Source organism: Ruminococcus bicirculans (ex Wegman et al. 2014) (assembly GCF_000723465.1).
GTDB classification, from domain to species: Bacteria; Bacillota; Clostridia; order Oscillospirales; family Ruminococcaceae; genus Hominimerdicola; species Hominimerdicola aceti.
On sequence record NZ_HF545616.1, the window covers coordinates 471,055 to 491,381 of the forward strand.

Consider the following 20,327-nt stretch of genomic DNA (forward strand, 5'->3'; position numbering starts at 1 on the left):
TGACTTTAATCAAAAAACATCAGCCTGCCACCACCTGTAGGGGAGCGGCGCAATTTCTGCTTGGCAGAAATGCGATGTCCTGCTTCTTTCGTTTATCATCTGTGCTATTTTCCACTTCATTCCTCGCAAATAAAAAAAGGCAGGAAACCGAAGCCTCCTGCCTTATATGATTTGAATAAGATGCTATTACATATAGCTCTTGAATTCGTTGTTTTCTTTTCTAATGCCTTCGATCTCAGCGTTTACCTGGCTGATCTGAATATCGACCTGCTCCTTCTCGGCGTTGAGTGCCTTAGCCTTTTCCTGAAGCTTAACGATCTCCTCGTAGATATCGCTTGCCTGCTTACCGAGATCCAAAGACTTTGCCTCAGTTTCAGCAATGCTTGCCTTAAGCTCGTCGATCTTCTTGTTGTTCATCTCGATCTGCTCCTGCGCAAACATACGCATTTTTTCCATTGGACTCATACCCATATTCTCGCCCTCCTCATTATTATTTGTATTTTCAGCTTCCGCAGCTTTCTTTTCAGCTATCTCGTCTTCTATAGACGGCATAGTAGACTCAGGGGCAGGTGAAACCACCATTGTGTCATCAAGGCTTATAGGCTCGATTGACGGCATCTCGACCTCGTCCATTGTAGGAACTTCCTCAGCCACAGTAGCTTCAGCCTTTGCATTTTCCTCTGCCTTAGCTTTTTCCTCAGCCTCTTTGAGAGCCTCAGGAGTAACAAGGTGAACGCTATTGTCCTCAGGAGGAACAGGAGCGGAAGCAGGTTCAGCCTTTGCAGGTGTTTCGATACCTGTTGCATACATATTGCTCTTTCTCTTTGCAATGCCGCTTGCAAGGCTTGCCGCCAGCGGATCAGTTATGTTCTGAGCAGGCTCTTCCTTATGCTCAGACGCAGGGTCGACCTTTGGACCCTTGTATGTATTCATTCTTTTGAAATGCTCGTCCATACAGCCCTGAACAGCCTTGATATCCTCAGGATCTTTATTAAAGAATCCTGCAATATCGTTTACGCTTCTGCCTTTCTGAAGCATTGAGGCGATAGCCGCAACACTGTGATCAACAAATCCGTCATCGTCCATAGCCAGATTTACAGTTACCCTTGCAGGCTCAACATTCTCCTGCTTTTTGTTCTTCTTTCCGAAAAGCTCGCTTACAGACATATTGAAAACGCTCTTTTTTCCGTTGCCGTTTTCATCAGCACCCTCTCTTACAGGCTGTTCAAAGCTTGCATAGTCAGGGAAGTGCTTTTCAAGTATTCTCGGAACATTATCCTTAGGCATCTCCATTTCTTTTGCTATCTCAGGAATGGAGTAGCCCTCCTTATACAAACGAACGATCTTGTCGCTTATGCTTTCATTCTTCTTTGCCAAAGCAATCAATCCTTTCAATCAATTTCCCAATACCGTGACTATTTGTAAATAAATACATTTCCACAATAAACGTTTAAGTAATTATGAACTGTCACGGCGGCACTATATATATTATACAACACAAAGCAGGTTGTGTCAATATAAAATATGCATTTTTTCTTTAAAAAGAGCAGAAAAAATGAATATGGTTAAATGACTTATTATTTACATATAAATTAACAAATCACGTTCCATGAGAGCAGTTTTCAGGCAGTATAAACTCCCGACCCTTGAGATCTATCAGCCCCTCACGGTGCATTTTTCCAAGCTCTGTTGACAGCGCACTGCGGTCAACGCAGAGAAAATCTGCAAGCTGTTGACGGTCGAAATTTGTCGTGACAATGTGCGATCCGCTTTTCTTTGCAAGCGAAGAAAGATAAGCCATAACACGCTCTCTGATAGTCCTTGGGGTTATCACTTGTATTTTTTCGTTGAGCCTGAGATTTTTCATAGCCGTTATCTTTAGAAGCCTAGCCGTCAGCGTTGAACTTTCCTTTATAATAGACTCAGGGGATAAAAACAGCACTGTGCATTGCTCCTTTGCACATACGCTCACCCCCAGCGGTTCACCTGTGCAGGCATAGACCTCTCCGAAAAGCTGTCCTGCCTCTAAAGGAGCGATTATGCTCCTGCCACCCCAAAGCTCGTCACGTTCGATAAGCGCCTTGCCCTCCAGAAGTATGCCGAAATAAGCGGTCTTGTCTCCTGCGTGAAAAATATAGCTTTCCTTGCGAAAGCTTTTTATGCCACTGCCGTCAGGTCTGAGAAACTGAGTTATCTCCTCGTCGCTCATGCCCTGGAAAAGGGGAGTGCCTTTTATTATCTTAATGTATTTATTATCCATTTTATCTTCCTCATTTTTACGAAATAATTTTATGCTTATGTTGTAATTACAACAGACTTTGCGATAAGATTATATTATAATCATAGCATAAAGTCAAGAGCTTTATGCCGAAACGAAATATATCAATAAAAATACGGAGGTAACCATATGATAAGACGAGTAATACAAATAGACGAAGAAAAGTGCAACGGCTGTGGTGCTTGTGCTAAAGCCTGCCACGAAGGCGCAATAGGCATGGTGAACGGCAAAGCAAAGCTTATGCGTGACGATTATTGCGATGGCCTTGGAGATTGTCTTCCAGCCTGCCCAACGAACGCCATATCCTTTGTTGAGCGAGAAGCTGCCGCCTATGACGAAAAGGCAGTGGAAGAAAACAAAAAACGCCTTGGCAAGCCTGTTTTCCATGGCTGCCCGGGCTCAATGATGAAAACATTTGCCAAAAAGCCAGCCCCGGTAGATACCCCGTCAGCAAAAACTCCGTCACAGCTTATGCAGTGGCCTGTGCAAATAAAGCTTGTACCTGTGAACGCACCTTATTTTGACGGTGCAGACCTGCTTGTCGCTGCGGATTGCACAGCTTATGCCTGCGGCAGTTTCCATTCCGATTTCATGACAGGCAAAATAACCGTCATAGGCTGTCCGAAGCTTGACGCCACAGACTATTCCGAAAAGCTTGGCGAGATAGTGAAAAGAAACAATATCTGCAGCATAACAGTAGCCCGAATGGAAGTTCCATGCTGTGGCGGAATAGAACACGCAGTAAGAAAAGCAGTAACCGACAGCGGCAAAAATATCCCCGTGGCAGTAAGAATAATCACCACAGACGGCAATGTGATATAACACAAAAGGCAGGACAAAACGTCCTGCCTTTTTCATATCTGTAGGGGCGGCCTCTTGCCGCCCGCATTTTTTTGTGTCTGATTTATCTGACTGAGCGAAATTTATTCACCCTTAGCCATGACCTCAGCCAACTCGCCCAAAGCCTTTTCCGAAGCCTCATTAAGCGTAGAGCGTATAGTCACAACAGGCTCAGCAATGGTAACATTCTTGAAGTTCTCCACATATCCCTTCATGACTCTTGCCGCAGTAGGCGCCCATGAGCCGTTCTCTACAAGACCTATCTTTCTGTTCTGATAGTTCTTTGACTTAAGGTGCATAAGGAAATCCTCCATAACAGGGAACACACCGCCGTCATAACTGCTTGCCATAAGTACGATCCTGTCATATCTGAAAGCGTCCTCAATATTTTCTGCCATGTCGCTTCTTGAAAGGTCGCTGATAACTACCTTCTCAGCACCCTTTTCTTTCAGCATCTCACCAAGCTTTTCAGCCGCCTTTGCAGTGTTTCCGTGTATTGAAGCATATGCAACGAATACGCCCTTGCTCTCAGGCTGATAGCTTGACCATGTGTTGTAAAGTCCAAGATAGTAACCAAGATCTTCTTTGAGTATAGGACCATGTAAAGGCAGTATCATCTTTATGTCCAGTGCCGACGCCTTTTTCAGCAGTGCCTGCACCTGTGCACCGTATTTGCCCACAATGTTGAAATAGTATCTTCTAGCCTCGCAAGCCCAGTCCTCCTCAACATCAAGTGCGCCGAACTTTCCAAATCCGTCAGCAGAGAACAACAGCTTTTCGCTCTGCTCGTATGTCACCATTACCTCAGGCCAGTGTACCATAGGCGCCATTACGAACTGAAGTGTGTGGTTTCCAAGAGAAAGCGTGTCCCCCTCTTTTACCACAACAGACCTATCGTCAAGTCCGTCAATGGTGAAAAACTGCTTCATCATAGGGAAAGTCTTTGCATTTCCCACTATCTTCATTTCAGGATATTTCTCCGCAAGCTTTTTGATGTTTCCTGCATGGTCAGGCTCCATGTGCTGAACAACAAGATAATCAGGCTTTCTGCCGCCCAAAGCCTTTTCAAGATTGTCAAACCAAACGTCCGTTACCCTAGGGTCAGCAGTGTCCATTACCGCTATCTTCTCGTCAATGATAACATAAGAGTTGTACGAAACGCCGTTTGGCACAACATATTGGCTCTCAAAAAGGTCAATGTCATGATCGTCTGCACCAATATAAATAACTGAGTCTGAAATTTTTGTGTCTGCCATTTTTATTACCTCCGTTGTACTTTTTCTAAATATACTATTTTAATATACTTTGATTTTATCACAAGCTCAGCATTTTGTCAATAACTGAAACAATGTTTATGAGAATTTTACCTCCTCAAAGAAAAGGTCTTTCCCCATGACCTCTTTCACAGGCATTTCCTCCTGATTGTAAGCAAGCAGAAGCTTCATATAAGCCGCCACCGCTGAGGTGGTGTATATTGGTATGCTGCCTGCCTTTATTATCTCCGCCACAGTGGAGTATATAGGCACTTTTCTTTTCAGACCGCAAATATACACCATGATGTTCTTTGTTATGCACCGCTTGATAAATTCCGTCAGTGCATAGCTTTTCCCTTCTGAAACGTCAGTGCAAGCCGTCGCACTGTGATAAGGTGAGTAAAGCACCGCCGCCGTGTCCTCGTTTGGCACAAAGCACCCGAAGTCCATTGCAGGATAACCCTCTATAAAAAGAACACGCTTCCCAAATTTGACATCATTATGGAAAATCCGTTCCCTAGGGCGTGACAGCATATTCTCGCTCACTCCGCTGAAAACAGAAAAGTCGTTGAAACCGTCATAACCATATACCCCAAACCTGTCCCGACAGGTGTCTGCAGGTATCACCCTAGTAGGAAGCATGACCCTCTCGTACAGCGTGAAAACGCCCTTGTATTTCCCCTCTTTTATAAGCCCCACCGCCGAGGTGAAGTTGAAAAGCCCGTTTGAACCTTTCTCGCCAATGGGCTTGTTGCTTGCGATAATAAAAAGGGGTATATCAAAATGCCTGAAATACATTCCAAGCAGAGCAGAAGTGTAAGCAAGGGTGTCGCTTCCGTGGGTGAGGATAACTCCCGAGTATAAAGCCGTGTCAATGCTGTTTATCTCGTGTATCATTTTCTCCCACCCCGAAAACCCCATGTTTTCGCTGAGTATATTAAGTACCTGTCGACATTCAAATTTCACATCATCGCCGTATGCACTCTTGTAAGCCTCCACAACAGCGTATTTTCCCTCACGCTCAACATCTATAATGCCGTCAGTAGTAATGCTCCCGATAGTTCCGCCTGTGAAAAGCACAAGTATCTTCTTCATATTTTTATCCCTGCCTTTACCAAAAATCAACCCTTGACATTTGTTATAAATATAATATCATTTCACGATTGATTTGTCAATAGTTGTACAAAATGCACAAAAGTGTGGATTATATTAATGAAAAATGAGTATTGAGAAATATGTCAGGATTTGATATAATAATAAGGCAACACCGCACAAGGCACGCCTGTCGGCTTTGCACGCAATCTGCTTGCAGATTTTCCGTCATATCGCACTAAAGCTCTCAAGCTGGTTCACCAGCTTTGAATACGTTAGTATTCCTGCGTCGCTTTAGCACAATCTGACGAAAAATCTGACGGCGCATCTTACGCACAATCCTTGTGCGGTGTTGCCTTTTGTTGTATTTTGTACAGTTTAACTATAGTTTCGCAGATATCTCATAAAATATAAATAAGCTGAGAAATTTAAGGACTAGAAACGTCATGCCACCCCTGTAGGGGCGAACATCGTTCGCCAGCCCTTTTTCGGCAGATCTATATTACCTGCGAACAACATTTTCTATTAGTATCAGAAAGGAAGATAATATTATGTGGGCATACGAAAGTGTATTTTATCAGATCTATCCTCTTGGATTCTGCGGTGCGCCATTTGAGAATGACGGCAAAGAGGAAAGCAGAATATTAAAGGTAATAGATTGGATACCTCATATCAAAAAGCTTGGTGCCAACGCTATCTATTTTTCACCAGTGTTCGATTCCGACACTCACGGCTATAATACCAGAGATTACCGCAAGATAGATTGTCGCCTTGGCACAAATGAGGACTTTGCAAAGGTCTGCAAAGAGCTTCACGAAAACGGCATAAAGGTAGTTTTGGACGGCGTTTTCAATCACGTCGGCAGAGGCTTCTGGGCTTTTCAGGACGTTCTGAAAAACCGTGAGAACTCACCATATAAAGATTGGTTCCATATCAATTTCGGCGGCAACAGCAACTATAATGACGGACTTTGGTATGAGGGCTGGGAGGGTCACTTTGACCTTGTTAAGCTAAACCTTAACAATCCGCAGGTAGTGGATCATATCTTGGAATGCATAACAAATTGGGTCAAGGAGTTTGATATAGACGGACTCCGCCTTGACGTTGCATATTGCCTTGATAAGAACTTCTTGAAGCGCCTCAGACAGCATTGCGATTGGCTCAAGCAGGATTTCGTTCTTATCGGCGAGCTTCTACATGGTGATTATGCTCAGTGGGTAAATCCTGAAATGCTCCATTCCTGCACGAACTACGAGTGCTATAAGGGACTTTATTCAAGCTTCAATTGCATGAATATGTTCGAGATATGCCACTCTCTGAAAAATCAGTTCGGACCTGAGAACTGGTGCAGATACAGAGGAATGCACCTGCTGTGCTTTGTTGATAACCATGACGTATCAAGAATAGCAAGCCAGCTCACAAATGAGCGTCATTTGCCACTTATCTATGGAATGCTCTTTGGTATGCCTGGTATCCCATGTGTATATTACGGCTCTGAGTGGGGAACAAAGGCAAACAAGAGCGAGGGCGATCCTGCGCTCCGTGTAAGCTTTGAAAAGCCTGAGTGGAACGACCTTACAGAGCTTATCTCAAAAATGGCAGAGGCACATAAAAACAGCAAGGCTCTCTGCTATGGCTCTATCAAAATACCTGTTCTTACCAATAAGCAGTGTATAATCGAGCGTGAGTTCGAGGGTGAGCGTGTCCTTGTTGCAATAAACGCTGACGATCAGCCTTTCACAGCTCACTTTGATGCAGGCTGCGGTCAGGCAGAGGAGCTTCTCACAGGCACTATCCATGATTTTGGTGGCGGCAGCGAGCTTAAGCCATACTCTGTAGAGTTCTGGAAAATGGAAAGATAGACCTATATGAATATAGAAAAAGGACAGCATTTTTTTCCAAAGTGCTGTCCTTTTTTTGTGTAGCAATAAAAAATGTAGGGGCGAACATTGTTCGCTCGTTTGGTTTACCTCAATTGTGTAGCGTACCAGTCATGTATCTTAGTGGCGACCGATAGTTCAAGCATTGTAGGGGACGGCGCCCTCGACGTCCCGATTTCGGAACGTTACCATTTGTAAGATCGCAAAAAACTTGTGTAATTTCGCCATATATCGTAGGGGCGACCTTTGGTCGCCCGCATATCACCTATCGCTTGCTTATTTTATATCATATGTTTCTGTATCCAGCCTACCTAACAATAACCATAACCGCCTGCGAAAAAGCCCCGTAAGAAGTCTTTCCGTTCACAGTTTTGTAAGCCCTTATCTTTACCATTCTAAGTGAGTAAGGCTCAAATCCTGATACGATAGCACTCTTTTTAGAGCCACCCACCTTTGCCGACTTCACATAATCACTGCCATTTGAAGAAGAGTATATCTCATATCCACTTGCACCCCCAACAGCTTTCCATGATACCTCAATGCTGCCGCTGCCTGCTGATTTAGCCGTGCATGAAGCCTTTGCAGGCTTTGTGACAGCCTCTACAGACTTTGAGTAGCTAGCCGAAATGTATTCTTTTCCGCCAGATTTTTTCACAGCCTTTACCTTGTAGCTGTACCCCTTTGCACGAGCAAGTCCGCTGTCAGTGAAGCTCACAGCCTTTACAGTTTTTATCCTCTGCCATTTCTTGCTTGTGTTGTCATATCTGTATATAGCGTAGCTGTCAGCACCCGTAACCTTTTTCCAAGAAAGCTTAACGCTCTTTTCACCGGTGGAAGAAACTTTTAGATTCGTCACTGTGGCAGGACGAATGTTGAAGTTCACAGTTTTTGTGCCTTTGTATAAGCCTTTGCCTGTTATTTTTACGCATGCCTGACCTATGGCTGTGTTCTTTGAGTAGCTCACAGTGTAGTCAGTGTTCTTTACAAGCTTTTTGCCACCATATGTCACTGCAGGCGCAGGAGAAACCGCCTTCCCTGTGTAGCTTTGCGTCTTTATAGCCGAAATACTGCTGTCACTGATTTTACCCTTTACAGTGACGGTACATTTAACATTTTTTCCTCCTGTTGTGTATGCCGTGATAGTTGCTCTGCCAACCCCTTTTGCAGTGACCTTTCCGTTTGACACAGAAGCAATTTTGCTGTTAGAAGACTTCCAGGAAACAAAGTCCGTCAGACCGCTTCCGCCACCCATTTTTGCAGAAATAACACTGCTTTTGCCCTTGTCAAGAGTCAGTGAAGCCTTATCCAATGTTACCGAAGCCGCAGGCTTTATGCTAGCCTTTATAGTTTTTGTTGAGCTGTTTCCGTATTTGTCATAAGCCGTTATCTTAACGGTAAATTCACCGCTTTTTACTGAATAGTCCTCAGCAGAAACATAAGCCGAAGCCTTGCCACCCGAAAGCTTTCCGCCTGCGTATTTCTTTGCGCTTTCACCATTTTTTGTAGGGTAAGCAGGGAAGACCACCTTTGAAACTCCGCTCTTGTCGCTCACATTGCAAGAAACATCAAAGCCCTTTGCTGTGATGTTCTCCACTTTTGCCCCCGATATGGTCGGCGCAGTTGTGTCAACATAAGTCTTTATGACCTGCTCAGAGCTGTTCCCGGCCTCGTCAGTAGCCGTTATGGTTGTGATATAATATCCGTCCTTGCCACCAAGGTCAGTTACCTTTACTGAGTGTGAAAGCGAGTTCACCGCCGATGTGTAAACACGGCTTATAGTCTTTGCCTTGTTGCCCTCAAAATAAGTGGATACCTTTACCGAAGTCACAGCCCTGTTGTCAGAAATATCCGCTTTAACAGTGTAGCCTTTTCCAGTGATGTTCTCACAGCCTGCGTTTGCGATAACAGGTCTTGTCGTGTCGATGTCAAGGCTTTGCGCAACGCCGTTTATGTAAAGTCTGTAGAAATAGTGATTGTTAGTAAGTACCTTTCTGTTTTTCACAGTGTAAACAGTGTCGTTCCAAGTCCATTTGTAGTTCTGCTCGATAAGCGTGGCTGTAGTTCCCTGACAGTCCTTTACAATGGCAACATGAGAGTAATCCTTGTCCTGCATTATGTCCCCGGCCTGCGGAGTTTTCACTTCACGAAGCTCCGCCCTTTTGCCGTAGCAGTACACGCTAGGCTTGTCGTCCACCATGTTTATGTTGTATACTGTAACGCCGAACTTTTCTTCATAAAAACGTGAAACATATCCTGCACAGCAGTAATAACCGGTGTCGGAATAGCCGAGAACGTATTTAGCGTCAACGCCCTCAAAAGAGTCTATGACCTGATAATCATAGTCCACAGTGACGGTCTGTTCGCTGTAGCTCACCGCATTTGTCACCTGACAAAGCATGATTATCATAACAGCACAAAATACTGCGCCCATAGCCGAAAAAACTTTTTTCAGCCCCTTTTCCATTCCAAACGCCCCCTAACTGACAGAATTATCTTATACGTTTTCGTATATCAACTTCATAATATCATAAAGGTTACAATTTGGCAACAGATTTTATCGCTTTTTTCCGAAATGACTAAAATATTTGTTTGTTTTCACAGGGAACACAAGTTCTATATTCAGATATATCCCCGAAATATAGACTGTTATATGCCATACGAACAAATGTCGGAGCAAAAATTACAATTTGTAACTTTTATACTTAACACGCTGTCAAAAACGTTTAAATTTACATATATCCCAGCAAAAAACTGTAGGGGCGAACATCGTTCTCCCGTCAAAGCTACTATCCCACTTAGATATCCGTATCAATTGATCGCTTTACCCAAACGCAAAGATCGTAAAGTGAAATTTGTTTTTCATTTGCACAAAAATTCACCGATCCTGCACGAGAAGATATTGAAAAGCCATCTGAAATAGATTATAATGTCTGTATAATATAAACGGAGGTCACAATATGAAGTACATAAATCCGGTCATATCAGGCTTTTATCCCGACCCTAGCATCTGTAAGGCTGAGGGCAAATATTATCTTGTTTGCAGCTCTTTTCAGTTTTTTCCGGGCGTTCCTCTATATGAAAGCGACGACCTTGTGAACTGGAAGCAGATAGGTCATGTTCTCACAAGAAAAAGTCAGCTCCCATTGGAGGGCGCAGGCTCTTGGGGCGGCATCTATGCCCCAACTATCAGATACAATAACGGCAGATTTTACATGGTAACGACTAACGTCACAAATGGCGGAAACTTCTATGTCTATACTGACGATATCCACGGTGAATGGTCTGAGCCTGTTTATGTTCAGCAGGGCGGTATCGACCCGTCACTGTATTTTGAGAATGGCAAAGCCTACTTTATGTCCAATGGTGAAGACGATGAGGGCAACCATGGCGTTACACAGTGCGAAATAGATATCGAAACAGGCAAAAAGCTCACGCCAAGCAAGACCATATGGACAGGTGCAGGCGGACGTTTCCTTGAAAGCCCACACCTCTACAAAATAAAGGGCGAATACTACCTTATGGCGGCTGAGGGCGGCACGGAATACGGTCATATGATAGTCTATGCCAAAGGTAAGACCCCTTATGGTCCTTTTGAGAATTATCCTCACAACCCAGTTCTAACAAACAGAAATCTTGGTGGATACGAGATACAAGGGTGCGGTCATGGTGACCTTGTGGAGGACGAAAACGGCAACTTCTGGTGCGTCCACCTTGCGTTCAGAATGATAAATATGTGGGTGATGCACCACATTACAGGCAGAGAAGTCTATCTCGTACCAGTGACTTTCGACGAGAACGGCTGGTTCACAATGGGAGATAATGGCACAACTCGCAAGGAAGTTGAAACCGACAGACTCGGGGATATCAGGCAGGAGTTTTGGAAAGAATACACTTTCGAGAATACCAAAGTCGGACGTGAGTGGTGCTTTATGCAAAACCCCGATATGAACCTTTATAAGCTCGATAAAAAACGCTTTGAGCTTACGCCAAACGAGCATACGATCTTTGAGGCAGACGGCTCGCCTGCTTTTATCTGCATAAGACAGAAAGAAATGAATTTATACGTGGAGTGCAAAGTCGAGATAACAGAGGGCGAAGCAGGATTGGTGTTCTACATGACCCCAGATCAGCATTATGAGATAGCGTTAAGACGCACAGATAAAGGCGTCGAGCTATTCCGAAGACTTTGCATAGGCGATATTCGCCATGAGGATCATGTCATAGCATTGCCACAGGGAGAAAGCTCGGCTGTGCTTTGCTGTAATGCTTCCAACTTTACATACAATTTCTCGGCGAAAACGCTTTCGGGAGATATAGACTTGGGCGGAGCTCAAACGAAGTTTTTGTCTACTGAGCTTGCAGGTAATTTCACGGGAGTTGTTATTGGTCTTTACGCTCAGAAATATGAGGATAAAGGCAATAAAGCGGTGTTTACGGAATTCAGATGCGAAAATAAGGAAAAGTATGATAGCTAAAAGATAAAATACAAAAGGTCCGTGGGCGTACCCATGGACCTTTTACTTTGTTATGCTTTTTCATCACAACCGCAGTTCACACCGTTCTTAACATCATCAAATGCCTTCAGCATTTCCTCGGACGGCTTCTTTGTGCAAAGGCTCACAATAATGATAAGTATAAGACTTACCGCAAAACCTACTACCAATGAGTAAAGCCCCGTCTTATCACCTAAAGTCTGTCCACCTGCAAGAGGTATGTAATCCCATATTATTACCGACAGCGCACCGCTGGCAACGCCTGCTGCCGCACCTGCGAGGTTTGTTCTCCTCCAATAAAGGGACATAAGTATTATCGGACCAAACGAAGCTCCAAGACCTGCCCATGCGTTTGAAACAAGACCCATTATACTGCTGTTAGGGTCAAGTGCTATTATGTATGCCACTACCGCTACAGCAAGAACCGTTATCCTGCTCACAAGCAGTACCTTCTTGCTCTCTGCCTTAGGTGCAATACATGAGTGGTAAATATCCTCCGATACCGATGAGGCAGTTACAAGCAGCTGCGAATCAGCCGTTGACATTATGGCAGCAAGTATTCCGCAAAGGAAAATTCCGCCGACGAATGGCAGACCAATATCGGAGTTGAATACCTTCTGTATCATCTCGATGAAAACATTCTCAGACTTGTTGTTTGCAAGTGCAGGCACAAGATAAGCCCTGCCCACGATAGCTATAAAGCAAGCGAAGCAAAGTGATATAGCACACCATACACAGCCTATAACTTTTGACTTTTTTACCTCTTTTTCAGAGCTTATAGCCATAAATCTTACCAGAATGTGCGGCATACCGAAATAACCAAGTGCCCAGCCGAGCTTAGAGATTATGTCGATGGCTGAAAGGGTCTGACCCTTTTCATCATTGAATATGTTAAGATAGTGATGTGCCTCAACACCGCTTGCAGTGATGTTGTCCATAACATTTCCTGCTCCAACAAGGAAAAATGCGATGATAGGTATAGTCACAACTCCTGCCAGCATGAGCAGACCCTGAACAAAGTCCGTTACACATACTGCCATAAATCCACCCATGAAAGTGTATCCCAAAATTACTACCGCACCGATAGTAAGACATATCTTGTAGTCGATACCGAATATAGAGTTGAAAAGCTTTCCACCTGCCGAAAGAGCAGACGCTGTGTAAACAAGGAAGAATATGACGATTGCCACCGACGATACCAAAAGCATTATCTTGTGCTTGTCCTCAAATCTGTTTTCAAGATACTTAGGAAGCGTCATGGAGTTGTTCGCTCTTATAGTGTATCTTCTCAGTCTGCCTGAAACTATCGCCCAGTTAAGTATAGTGCCGATAAGCAGACCTACAGCTATCCATATCTGCCCCGTTCCGAATGCGTAAACAGCGCCAGGCAGACCCATGAGCATCCAGCCTGACATATCAGAAGCCTGAGCCGAAAGTGCCGCTACCCAGCCGTTAAGTCCTCTGCCACCAAGGAAAAAGTCCTCGGAGCTTTTTGTTTTCTTCATATATGCAACACCTATGAGAAGCATTCCTGCCAAATAGAATGCAAATGCCACAAGCGTCCAGATCATATCTGATTTCATCTATTACCTCTTTCCCGAAGCGGATTTTATCCTGTCCGCCCCATATTTTATAAACGGCAACGCCGCACAAGAGAAACTCCCCCTGTGCGGTATCGCATAAAACGTCTGTATAACAAAGCCGATTACTTCGCCTTAGTCTTTATCTCCTCATCAAGCTTAGCGATAAGCTCGTCAACTGGCATTGCAGGAAGCTCGCCCTCTTTTCTCGAACGAACTGTAACAGTGTTGCTGTTTACTTCGTTGTCGCCAATGATGAGCATATAAGGTATCCTCTCAAGTCTTGCAGCCTTGATCTTAGTACCAATGTTCTCATCTCTGTTGTCAACAGTAACTCTCATGCCCATAGCAGTCATTCTGTCGGCTATCTTCTGAGCGTATTCAGCATGACCCTCCTTGATAGGAAGAAGTCTTACCTGCTCAGGAGCGAGCCACAGAGGAAGAACGCCGTTGAAATGCTCAAGCATATAAGCAAGTGTTCTTTCAAAGCAGCCAAGTGAAGTTCTGTGAATGATGTAAGGAAGCTTCTTCTGACCATCCTTGTCAACATAGTACATACCAAATCTTTCAGCCAAAAGCATATCTATCTGGATAGTAACAAGCGTGTCTTCCTTGCCGTAAACGTTCTTGTACTGAATGTCAAGCTTTGGACCATAGAACGCAGCCTCGTCGATACCGATATCGTAATCAACGCCAAGGTCGTCAAGAATAGTTTTCATTGCAGCCTGTGCGTGTTCCCACTGCTCAGCCGTACCCTCGTACTTGTTCTTAGGGTTAGCAGGATCCCACTGTGAGAATCTGAATGTGCAGTCATCAAGCAGACCAACAGTGTCAAGGAAATACTTAGCAAGCTCAAGACAACCCTTGAACTCTTCCTCCAGCTGGTCAGGTCTGAGAATGTAGTGACCCTCAGAGATAGTGAACTGTCTTACTCTGATAAGACCGTGCATCTCACCGCTGTCCTCGTTTCTGAACAGCGTAGAAGTCTCTGTCAATCTCATTGGAAGCTCTCTGTATGAACGCTGTCTGTTAAGAAATACCTGATACTGGAATGGGCAAGTCATCGGACGAAGTGCGAAGCACTCTTTTTCCTCATCATAAGGGTCGCCAAGAATGAACATTCCGTCAAGATAGTGATCCCAGTGACCTGATATCTTATAAAGATCTCTCTTTGCGAAAAGCGGAGTCTTTGTAAGCAGACAGCCCTTTGCCTGCTCGACATCTTCTACCCAACGCTGAAGAAGCTGGATAACTCTTGCGCCCTTTGGAAGCATAACAGGAAGTCCCTGACCGATACAATCAACAGTTGTGAAATATTCAAGCTCTCTGCCTATCTTGTTGTGGTCACGAAGCTTAGCTTCCTCCTGCTGTTTAAGGAACTCATCGAGCATTGAAGCCTTAGGGAATGCAGTTCCGTAAATTCTTGAAAGCTGCTTGCCGTCCTCTGCCTTGCCCCAGTATGCACCTGTGCATGAAAGAAGCTTAACAGCCTTGATAGGTGCAACGCTCATTATGTGCGGACCTGCGCAAAGGTCAACGAAATCACCCTGCTTGTAGAATGAAAGCTTTTCACCCTTATCGTCATGCTTGTGGATAAGCTCTACCTTGTAATCTTCGTGTCTTTCCTCCATGAGCTTTATAGCCTCGTCAGCAGAAAGCTCAAAACGCTCCAAAGCATAGCCCTCTTTTGCAAGCTTCTTCATTTCAGCCTGTATCTTTTCAAGGTCAGCAGGCGTAAAAGGCTTTTCTACCTCAAAATCATAGTAGAAGCCTGTGTCTGTAGCAGGGCCTCTTGCAAGCTTTGCCTCAGGATAAAGACTTTTTACAGCCTGCGCCATAAGGTGAGAAGCTGTGTGCCAGAAAGTTTCCTTACCAGCCTTTGAGTCAAAAGTCATGACCTCAAAATGGCAGTCATGGTCAACGACAGTTCTCATGTCGAAAACTTCGCCGTCCAGCTTTACGCAGCAGGCAGCCTTGTAAAGTCCCATGCCGATATCCTTGATTATCTCGCTTGCAGGCATTGCCTTTTCGATCTCACGGACAGAGCCGTCTTTTAATTTCAGCTTGATCATTTTTGATTCCTCCGATTTATATAATATTGTAATTCTTTATTATAACGTGCATAAACACGTTGTTTCTTTTGTAATGCGTCAAATATCACACGCTTTTTTTGTGGGCAAACTGAGGTCGCCCCTACAGGCATATTATTTGAAGTTCAGCAGTTCAGTATACTGCGAAACATACACATATATCCAGAAGCAAAGAAGCACTACGCTAAGCACCGTTGAAATGTCGCTCAAAACGTGCCTTGCCCTTTTTTTGATAGCCCATTGCCTGGAGCCGTCTTTTTTCACCCTGCAAACAAGCTGAGAGAAAAATGTGTTGAACCAGTATGATACTATCCATATGGGCAGAAAGGTGAGAAACCCTTGCTTGTCGGATATAGTCCCGTTCCATGATAACCAGCAAACATATCCTGCTGCACCATAAGCGCAAAACCCAATGGTATAGCAAATGATCGCAAGGATACGCCTTGTTTTCATGGCTTTCCTGTCTTTCATAGTATCATCACCCTCTTACATGACAAAAAGTCCCATAGGATACAAATATCCTATGGGACGATGATATCGTGGTTCCACCCAACTTCATGCGCAGTTTCCTGCACAACTCATTAGCTGCTCCTTTAACGCTGAGCCTGCGGCGTGTATTAAACGCACTCAGGGGCGGTATCCTCACTCTGCATAGTCCTGCACCGCTCACAGCTCGTATAAAAAACGTGCGGCGCTCTCTGAAAAGACCTTTCGCCGAGGGGCTTCCCCGTCAAAGCTTTCAAGTATAACTGCAAAAGACTTTATCTTTTGCTTCGACTAACATTTTAACACCTCTTCACCCGCTTGTCAAGGGGTTTGTTAGAAAATATATAATTTTGTGGATTTAACTAAAAAAATTCTTGACAACAGAGAAGTTTTATTATACAATAATATTATGCATTATAATTTTTATATAACTGAAAGATGAAGTATAGTTTTTTGTATTATTCTGATGTTTTTTATAAAATAAATTTTGCAATTTTGTATCTTTACAATTTAATATCAGGTGGATATCTTTTTTTCATGCGTTTTTTTACGCACAAAATATGGATATCCATACTTTCTAAGAAGGAGGAAAGCTATACATGGAACCAGGTATTGCTATTCTACTATGTGTAGTTGCTCTTGTTCTTGGTGCCGGTGTGAGCGGATTTATCTGCTTCAAACAGGGTATAAGCTATCGCAAAAAAACAGCCGAAGCTGCTGTAGGCTCTGCGGAAAAGGAAGCGGAGCGTATCGTTGACGACGCAAAGAAAAACGCTGAAACTCTGAAAAAAGAGGCATTGATCGAGGCGAAAGACGAGATCCACAAGTCACGCCAGGAAACGGAAAAAGAGCTTAAAGAGAGAAGGATCGAAGTTTCCAGACAGGAAAGACGTGTTCAGCAGAAAGAGGAGTCTATCGACAGAAAGCTCGATAATTTGGAGAAAAAGGAAGAAACTCTCCAGAACAAGCTGAAAAATGCTGACGAAAAGGTAGCTGAGGCTGACAGGATCAAGAAGTCACAGCTCGATATGCTTGAAAAGATATCTCAGTTCACTGTTGATCAGGCTAAGGATTATCTGCTTTCAAAGCTGGACGAGGATCTGGTGCATGAAAAGGCTGTGAGGGTCACAAACTTTGAAAATCAGGTGAAGGATGACTGTGAGGCTAAGGCCAGACAGTATATCTCGCTTGCTATCTCAAGGTGTGCTGCCGATCAGGTGTCTGAGTCAGCAGTGTCAGTCGTTGCATTGCCTAATGATGAGATGAAGGGCAGGATAATCGGACGTGAGGGAAGAAATATCAGAACTATCGAAACTCTCACAGGCGTTGATCTTATCATTGACGATACTCCTGAGGCTATCACCATCTCGTGCTTTGATCAGGTGAGAAGAGAGGTCGCAAGGATCGCACTTGAAAAGCTTATCCAGGACGGACGTATACACCCTACACGCATTGAGGAAATGGTAGAAAAGGCTAAGCGTGAAGTCGAGCTGAAGATCAAGCAGGAGGGCGAGAGAGCTATTCTCGAAACCAATGTTCACGGTGTGAACCACGAGCTTGTTAAGCTTCTTGGCCGTCTGCGCTATAGAACGAGCTATAGACAGAACGTGCTTAACCACTCTATTGAAGTCGCTCACCTTGCAGGAATGATGGCGTCAGAGCTTGGCGTTGACGCAAATCTGGCAAGAAGAGCAGGACTGCTCCACGATATAGGAAAGGCTCTCAGCTATGAGATAGAAGGCTCGCACGTTCAGATAGGTGTTGACGTATGTAAGAAGTATAAGGAAAGTCCTGAAGTTATTCATGCTATCGAGGCTCACCATGGCGACGTTGAAACAAGAACTGTTGTTGCGGCACTTGTTCAGGCGGCAGACGCAATAAGCGCCGCTAGACCGGGAGCAAGAAGCGAGAACTATGAGAACTATATCAAGAGGCTCCAGAAGCTTGAGGAGATCTGCACGTCCTACGAGGGTGTTGAGAAATCCTTTGCTATACAGGCAGGCCGTGAGGTTCGTATCATGGTACAGCCTGAGAAGATCAACGATGAAAAAATGGTGCTCGTTGCTCGTGAGATCGCTAAGAGGATCGAAACTGAAATGGATTATCCGGGACAGATCAAGGTCAATCTTATCCGTGAGAGCAGAGCTATCGAATACGCAAAGTAAATTGTGTAAACAGCGGGCAGACTTTAGGGTTTGCCTGCTTTTTTATTTCCCCGCACCGCTTCGCTTTAAGTGAGGAGTGAGGAATGAGGAATGAGGAATTAAGGTATCGCCTGCGGCGATGTATTTTTAATTTTCAATTATCATTTCTTTGTTTATAATTTAATATTCTTGTAGGGGCGAACAGCGTTCGCCCGTTTCGGTCATATCACTGTGATTTTAGAGTACTATTTTCAATGTGATATGCAAAGTGTAAAAAAACAAAGGTCAAACCAATTTCGGGCGAACATTTCGCCCCTACATAAAACAATAAAATATCTATGCTTTTTGGGGGATTTTTATATGTCAAAAGCAAAAGAGAAAAAAGAGGTCACTACCAATCAGGGTAAAAAGCACCTTTTCGGCAGTTCGGAAAAGTCGGATTTTATTCTGAATATGTCTGCCGAGTCTGCACAAAAGCTGTGCGGAGTTTACAGCATTATCGCTGTGCTTGTTCTGTGTGTTATCACAATTCCGTATTATTTCACACAGAATATCAAATACGGTATGGACGAAAGCGTCAACCGTACTCTTTATCTAAACGAAAAATTTATATTCTTTATATCTGCCGCTGTGCTTGCGGTCGGCTTTGTTGGATTTATCATTTTCCTTATTGCCAACATGAAAAAGCAGGTGGAGCTTAAAGACAACAAGAGCCTTATCGTACCACTTGTAGTGGTGCTTCTGTCGGTGGTATCTTGCTTGCTTTCAGCGGATATCTTCACATCTTTTTATGGCTATCTCGACCGCTCCGAGGGTATGCTCACCATACTTGGCTATTGGGGACTTTTTGCCGCAGGAATGACAGTTACGGCTGACGACCGCAGGATAAAGCTTTCAGACTTTATCGTAGGAATAGGCGCATTTGAAGCTATCGTGGGAATTTTGCAGGCTATACCTGCTACCGCAAAAATAGTTCCAAACTATTTCAAAGAGATATTCTCGGGCTTCTCATCAGGCGGTATGACCTATACAAAGGAATATATCGCAACAGGCTTTTTGTGTACGCCTTTTGCATTGGCGGCAGTGCTTACAGTGATATCTGCCTTTGCGCTTAATGGTATGCTCTATGATGATAAAAAGGCAAGAAAGATATTCTATGCTATCTCCCTTGCCCTTATGACAGCGGCTGATATCCTCGCCTGTGTTGTCCCTGCTATCTTGGGACTTGGTGCGGTTTATGTTATATCTCTTATTATTGCCGCTGTAAAGTCGGGCTTTGCAAAGGATAAGAAGCCTTTTATAGCCTGCCTTGTGACTTTTATAGTCGCAGGAGGGATCTTTGCGGGACTTTTCGCCTCAAACGAGTTCAGACTTATGGACGAGAAAATAATCTTCCATGACAGCTTCGACAGACTTTCTATCACAGGCACCGGCAGAGGCGATGATACCGAACAGTGGATATATCCTTATCTGTGGGACGACGGAATGTATACTGCCGAGCAAAACCTTATCTGGGGAACCGGTCCAGACAACTGGGGAACGATATTCGAGTCAGGTGCTATAATAGACCGCTCTTATAATGAGTATATCGACCTTTTGCAGTCAAGAGGACTCATCATTTTCGCACTTACAATAGTATTCCTTATTATGACTATAGTAAAAATGTGCAAGCTCGTAGCAGGCTTTATGAAAGACAAAAACGGCTGGACAGGCTGTGCAGTATCAGCGGCAGTTCTTTGCTATCTGGTACAGGCGTTTTTCAACATAAGTTCTGTTACATCATCACCATACTTCTGGATCGCGGCTGGACTTGTGTGGAGTTTCACAGCGGTAAAATCCAGTGCAAAGAAAAAGAGCTAACAAACCTATCTGTAGGGGTGGCCTTGGGTCGCCCGCTCTTTCATCAATACATTGATAAAAAAATCGGACGCAGTAAAATGAGTCCGATTTTTTATGCCTTTTTTTGCAGGCAATGATATAAACATATTAGCTTTTACATATATTGAAATATGGCTATAGACCTGTGCCGAATTTTTTTTGCCCATAAATAACGAGCGGATTTGAACGAACGAGAATAGGTGAGATTGCAAGAGATACAGCGAGCTAAATCAAAAAATCTGTTCACTGCTGACTTCCGCTGACTTCCCCGAACTTTGTCGGACTTTGCTAATTTGTAAGGCTTATGATATAA

The 20,327-nt window shown here is 44.0% G+C and carries 13 protein-coding genes; 5 read left to right on the top strand and 8 right to left on the bottom strand.

The window, feature by feature from the left end:
* Positions 1-186 precede the first annotated feature (186 nt).
* Positions 187-1,377 (bottom strand): coiled-coil domain-containing protein, encoded by a 1,191-nt coding sequence (locus RBI_RS02110; protein WP_038670668.1) that lies wholly within the window; start codon positions 1,375-1,377, stop codon positions 187-189.
* 223 nt (positions 1,378-1,600) lie between these two features.
* Entirely contained in the window at positions 1,601-2,260 is a 660-nt protein-coding gene (locus tag RBI_RS02115; RefSeq protein ID WP_038670670.1) for a Crp/Fnr family transcriptional regulator, read from the bottom strand.
* Between the two features lie 147 nt (positions 2,261-2,407).
* Here RBI_RS02115 and RBI_RS02120 point away from each other — a divergent pair, with 147 nt between their 5' ends.
* Positions 2,408-3,100 carry an ATP-binding protein gene (locus RBI_RS02120; protein ID WP_038670672.1) on the top strand — a complete coding sequence of 231 codons (693 nt, stop codon included), beginning with the start codon at positions 2,408-2,410 and terminating at the stop codon, positions 3,098-3,100.
* A gap of 101 nt (positions 3,101-3,201) precedes the next feature.
* Here the strand turns inward: RBI_RS02120 and RBI_RS02125 are convergent, their stop codons facing one another.
* Positions 3,202-4,374 carry an FprA family A-type flavoprotein gene (locus tag RBI_RS02125; RefSeq protein ID WP_038670674.1) on the bottom strand — a complete coding sequence of 391 codons (1,173 nt, stop codon included), beginning with the start codon at positions 4,372-4,374 and terminating at the stop codon, positions 3,202-3,204.
* A gap of 96 nt (positions 4,375-4,470) precedes the next feature.
* Complete coding sequence (locus RBI_RS02130; RefSeq protein WP_038670676.1) at positions 4,471-5,466, bottom strand: asparaginase domain-containing protein; 996 nt, start codon at positions 5,464-5,466, stop codon at positions 4,471-4,473.
* A 548-nt stretch (positions 5,467-6,014) separates the two neighbouring features.
* Between RBI_RS02130 and RBI_RS02135 the strand changes: the two genes are divergently transcribed.
* The gene (locus tag RBI_RS02135) at positions 6,015-7,325 is read left to right on the top strand and encodes an alpha-amylase family glycosyl hydrolase (RefSeq protein WP_022286667.1); all 1,311 of its coding nucleotides are present in this window, start codon (positions 6,015-6,017) and stop codon (positions 7,323-7,325) included.
* Between the two features lie 325 nt (positions 7,326-7,650).
* On the opposite strand, the gene RBI_RS02140 is transcribed toward RBI_RS02135, so the two are convergent.
* A complete protein-coding gene (locus tag RBI_RS02140; RefSeq protein WP_038670679.1) occupies positions 7,651-9,807 on the bottom strand; it encodes an Ig-like domain-containing protein in 2,157 nt (718 codons plus the stop codon).
* A gap of 493 nt (positions 9,808-10,300) precedes the next feature.
* On the opposite strand from RBI_RS02140, the gene RBI_RS02145 reads away from it, so the two are divergent.
* Positions 10,301-11,818, top strand: a complete 1,518-nt coding sequence (locus tag RBI_RS02145) for a glycoside hydrolase family 43 protein (protein WP_038670680.1) — start codon at positions 10,301-10,303, stop codon at positions 11,816-11,818.
* A gap of 50 nt (positions 11,819-11,868) precedes the next feature.
* On the opposite strand, the gene putP is transcribed toward RBI_RS02145, so the two are convergent.
* The 3 genes from putP to RBI_RS02160 form a co-directional block, all read right to left on the bottom strand.
* Positions 11,869-13,419, bottom strand: coding sequence for a sodium/proline symporter PutP (putP, locus tag RBI_RS02150; protein WP_038670682.1), 1,551 nt, complete (start codon positions 13,417-13,419; stop codon positions 11,869-11,871).
* A gap of 122 nt (positions 13,420-13,541) precedes the next feature.
* The gene (gene thrS / locus RBI_RS02155) at positions 13,542-15,488 is read right to left on the bottom strand and encodes a threonine--tRNA ligase (RefSeq protein WP_038670684.1); all 1,947 of its coding nucleotides are present in this window, start codon (positions 15,486-15,488) and stop codon (positions 13,542-13,544) included.
* Positions 15,489-15,620: 132 nt separating this feature from the next.
* Complete coding sequence (locus RBI_RS02160) at positions 15,621-15,977, bottom strand: hypothetical protein (protein WP_051706305.1); 357 nt, start codon at positions 15,975-15,977, stop codon at positions 15,621-15,623.
* Positions 15,978-16,591: 614 nt separating this feature from the next.
* Here RBI_RS02160 and rny point away from each other — a divergent pair.
* Together rny and RBI_RS02170 are read left to right on the top strand one after the other, a co-directional pair.
* The gene (gene rny / locus RBI_RS02165) at positions 16,592-18,157 is read left to right on the top strand and encodes a ribonuclease Y (protein ID WP_038670686.1); all 1,566 of its coding nucleotides are present in this window, start codon (positions 16,592-16,594) and stop codon (positions 18,155-18,157) included.
* Positions 18,158-18,496: 339 nt separating this feature from the next.
* Positions 18,497-19,996 (top strand): O-antigen ligase family protein, encoded by a 1,500-nt coding sequence (locus RBI_RS02170; protein ID WP_038670688.1) that lies wholly within the window; start codon positions 18,497-18,499, stop codon positions 19,994-19,996.
* Positions 19,997-20,327: the final 331 nt, after the last annotated feature.

What these genes read in the sequence shown, in the direction of transcription:
- RBI_RS02130 (WP_038670676.1), bottom strand. Translation starts at nt 5,466, where the DNA reads ATGAAGAAGATACTTGTGCTTTTCACAGGCGGAACTATCGGGAGCATT.
- RBI_RS02120 (WP_038670672.1), top strand. Translation starts at nt 2,408, where the DNA reads ATGATAAGACGAGTAATACAAATAGACGAAGAAAAGTGCAACGGCTGT.
- putP (WP_038670682.1), bottom strand. Translation starts at nt 13,419, where the DNA reads ATGAAATCAGATATGATCTGGACGCTTGTGGCATTTGCATTCTATTTG.
- RBI_RS02160 (WP_051706305.1), bottom strand. Translation starts at nt 15,977, where the DNA reads ATGAAAGACAGGAAAGCCATGAAAACAAGGCGTATCCTTGCGATCATT.
- RBI_RS02170 (WP_038670688.1), top strand. Translation starts at nt 18,497, where the DNA reads ATGTCAAAAGCAAAAGAGAAAAAAGAGGTCACTACCAATCAGGGTAAA.
- RBI_RS02135 (WP_022286667.1), top strand. Translation starts at nt 6,015, where the DNA reads ATGTGGGCATACGAAAGTGTATTTTATCAGATCTATCCTCTTGGATTC.
- RBI_RS02140 (WP_038670679.1), bottom strand. Translation starts at nt 9,807, where the DNA reads ATGGAAAAGGGGCTGAAAAAAGTTTTTTCGGCTATGGGCGCAGTATTT.
- rny (WP_038670686.1), top strand. Translation starts at nt 16,592, where the DNA reads ATGGAACCAGGTATTGCTATTCTACTATGTGTAGTTGCTCTTGTTCTT.
- thrS (WP_038670684.1), bottom strand. Translation starts at nt 15,488, where the DNA reads ATGATCAAGCTGAAATTAAAAGACGGCTCTGTCCGTGAGATCGAAAAG.
- RBI_RS02125 (WP_038670674.1), bottom strand. Translation starts at nt 4,374, where the DNA reads ATGGCAGACACAAAAATTTCAGACTCAGTTATTTATATTGGTGCAGAC.
- RBI_RS02145 (WP_038670680.1), top strand. Translation starts at nt 10,301, where the DNA reads ATGAAGTACATAAATCCGGTCATATCAGGCTTTTATCCCGACCCTAGC.
- RBI_RS02115 (WP_038670670.1), bottom strand. Translation starts at nt 2,260, where the DNA reads ATGGATAATAAATACATTAAGATAATAAAAGGCACTCCCCTTTTCCAG.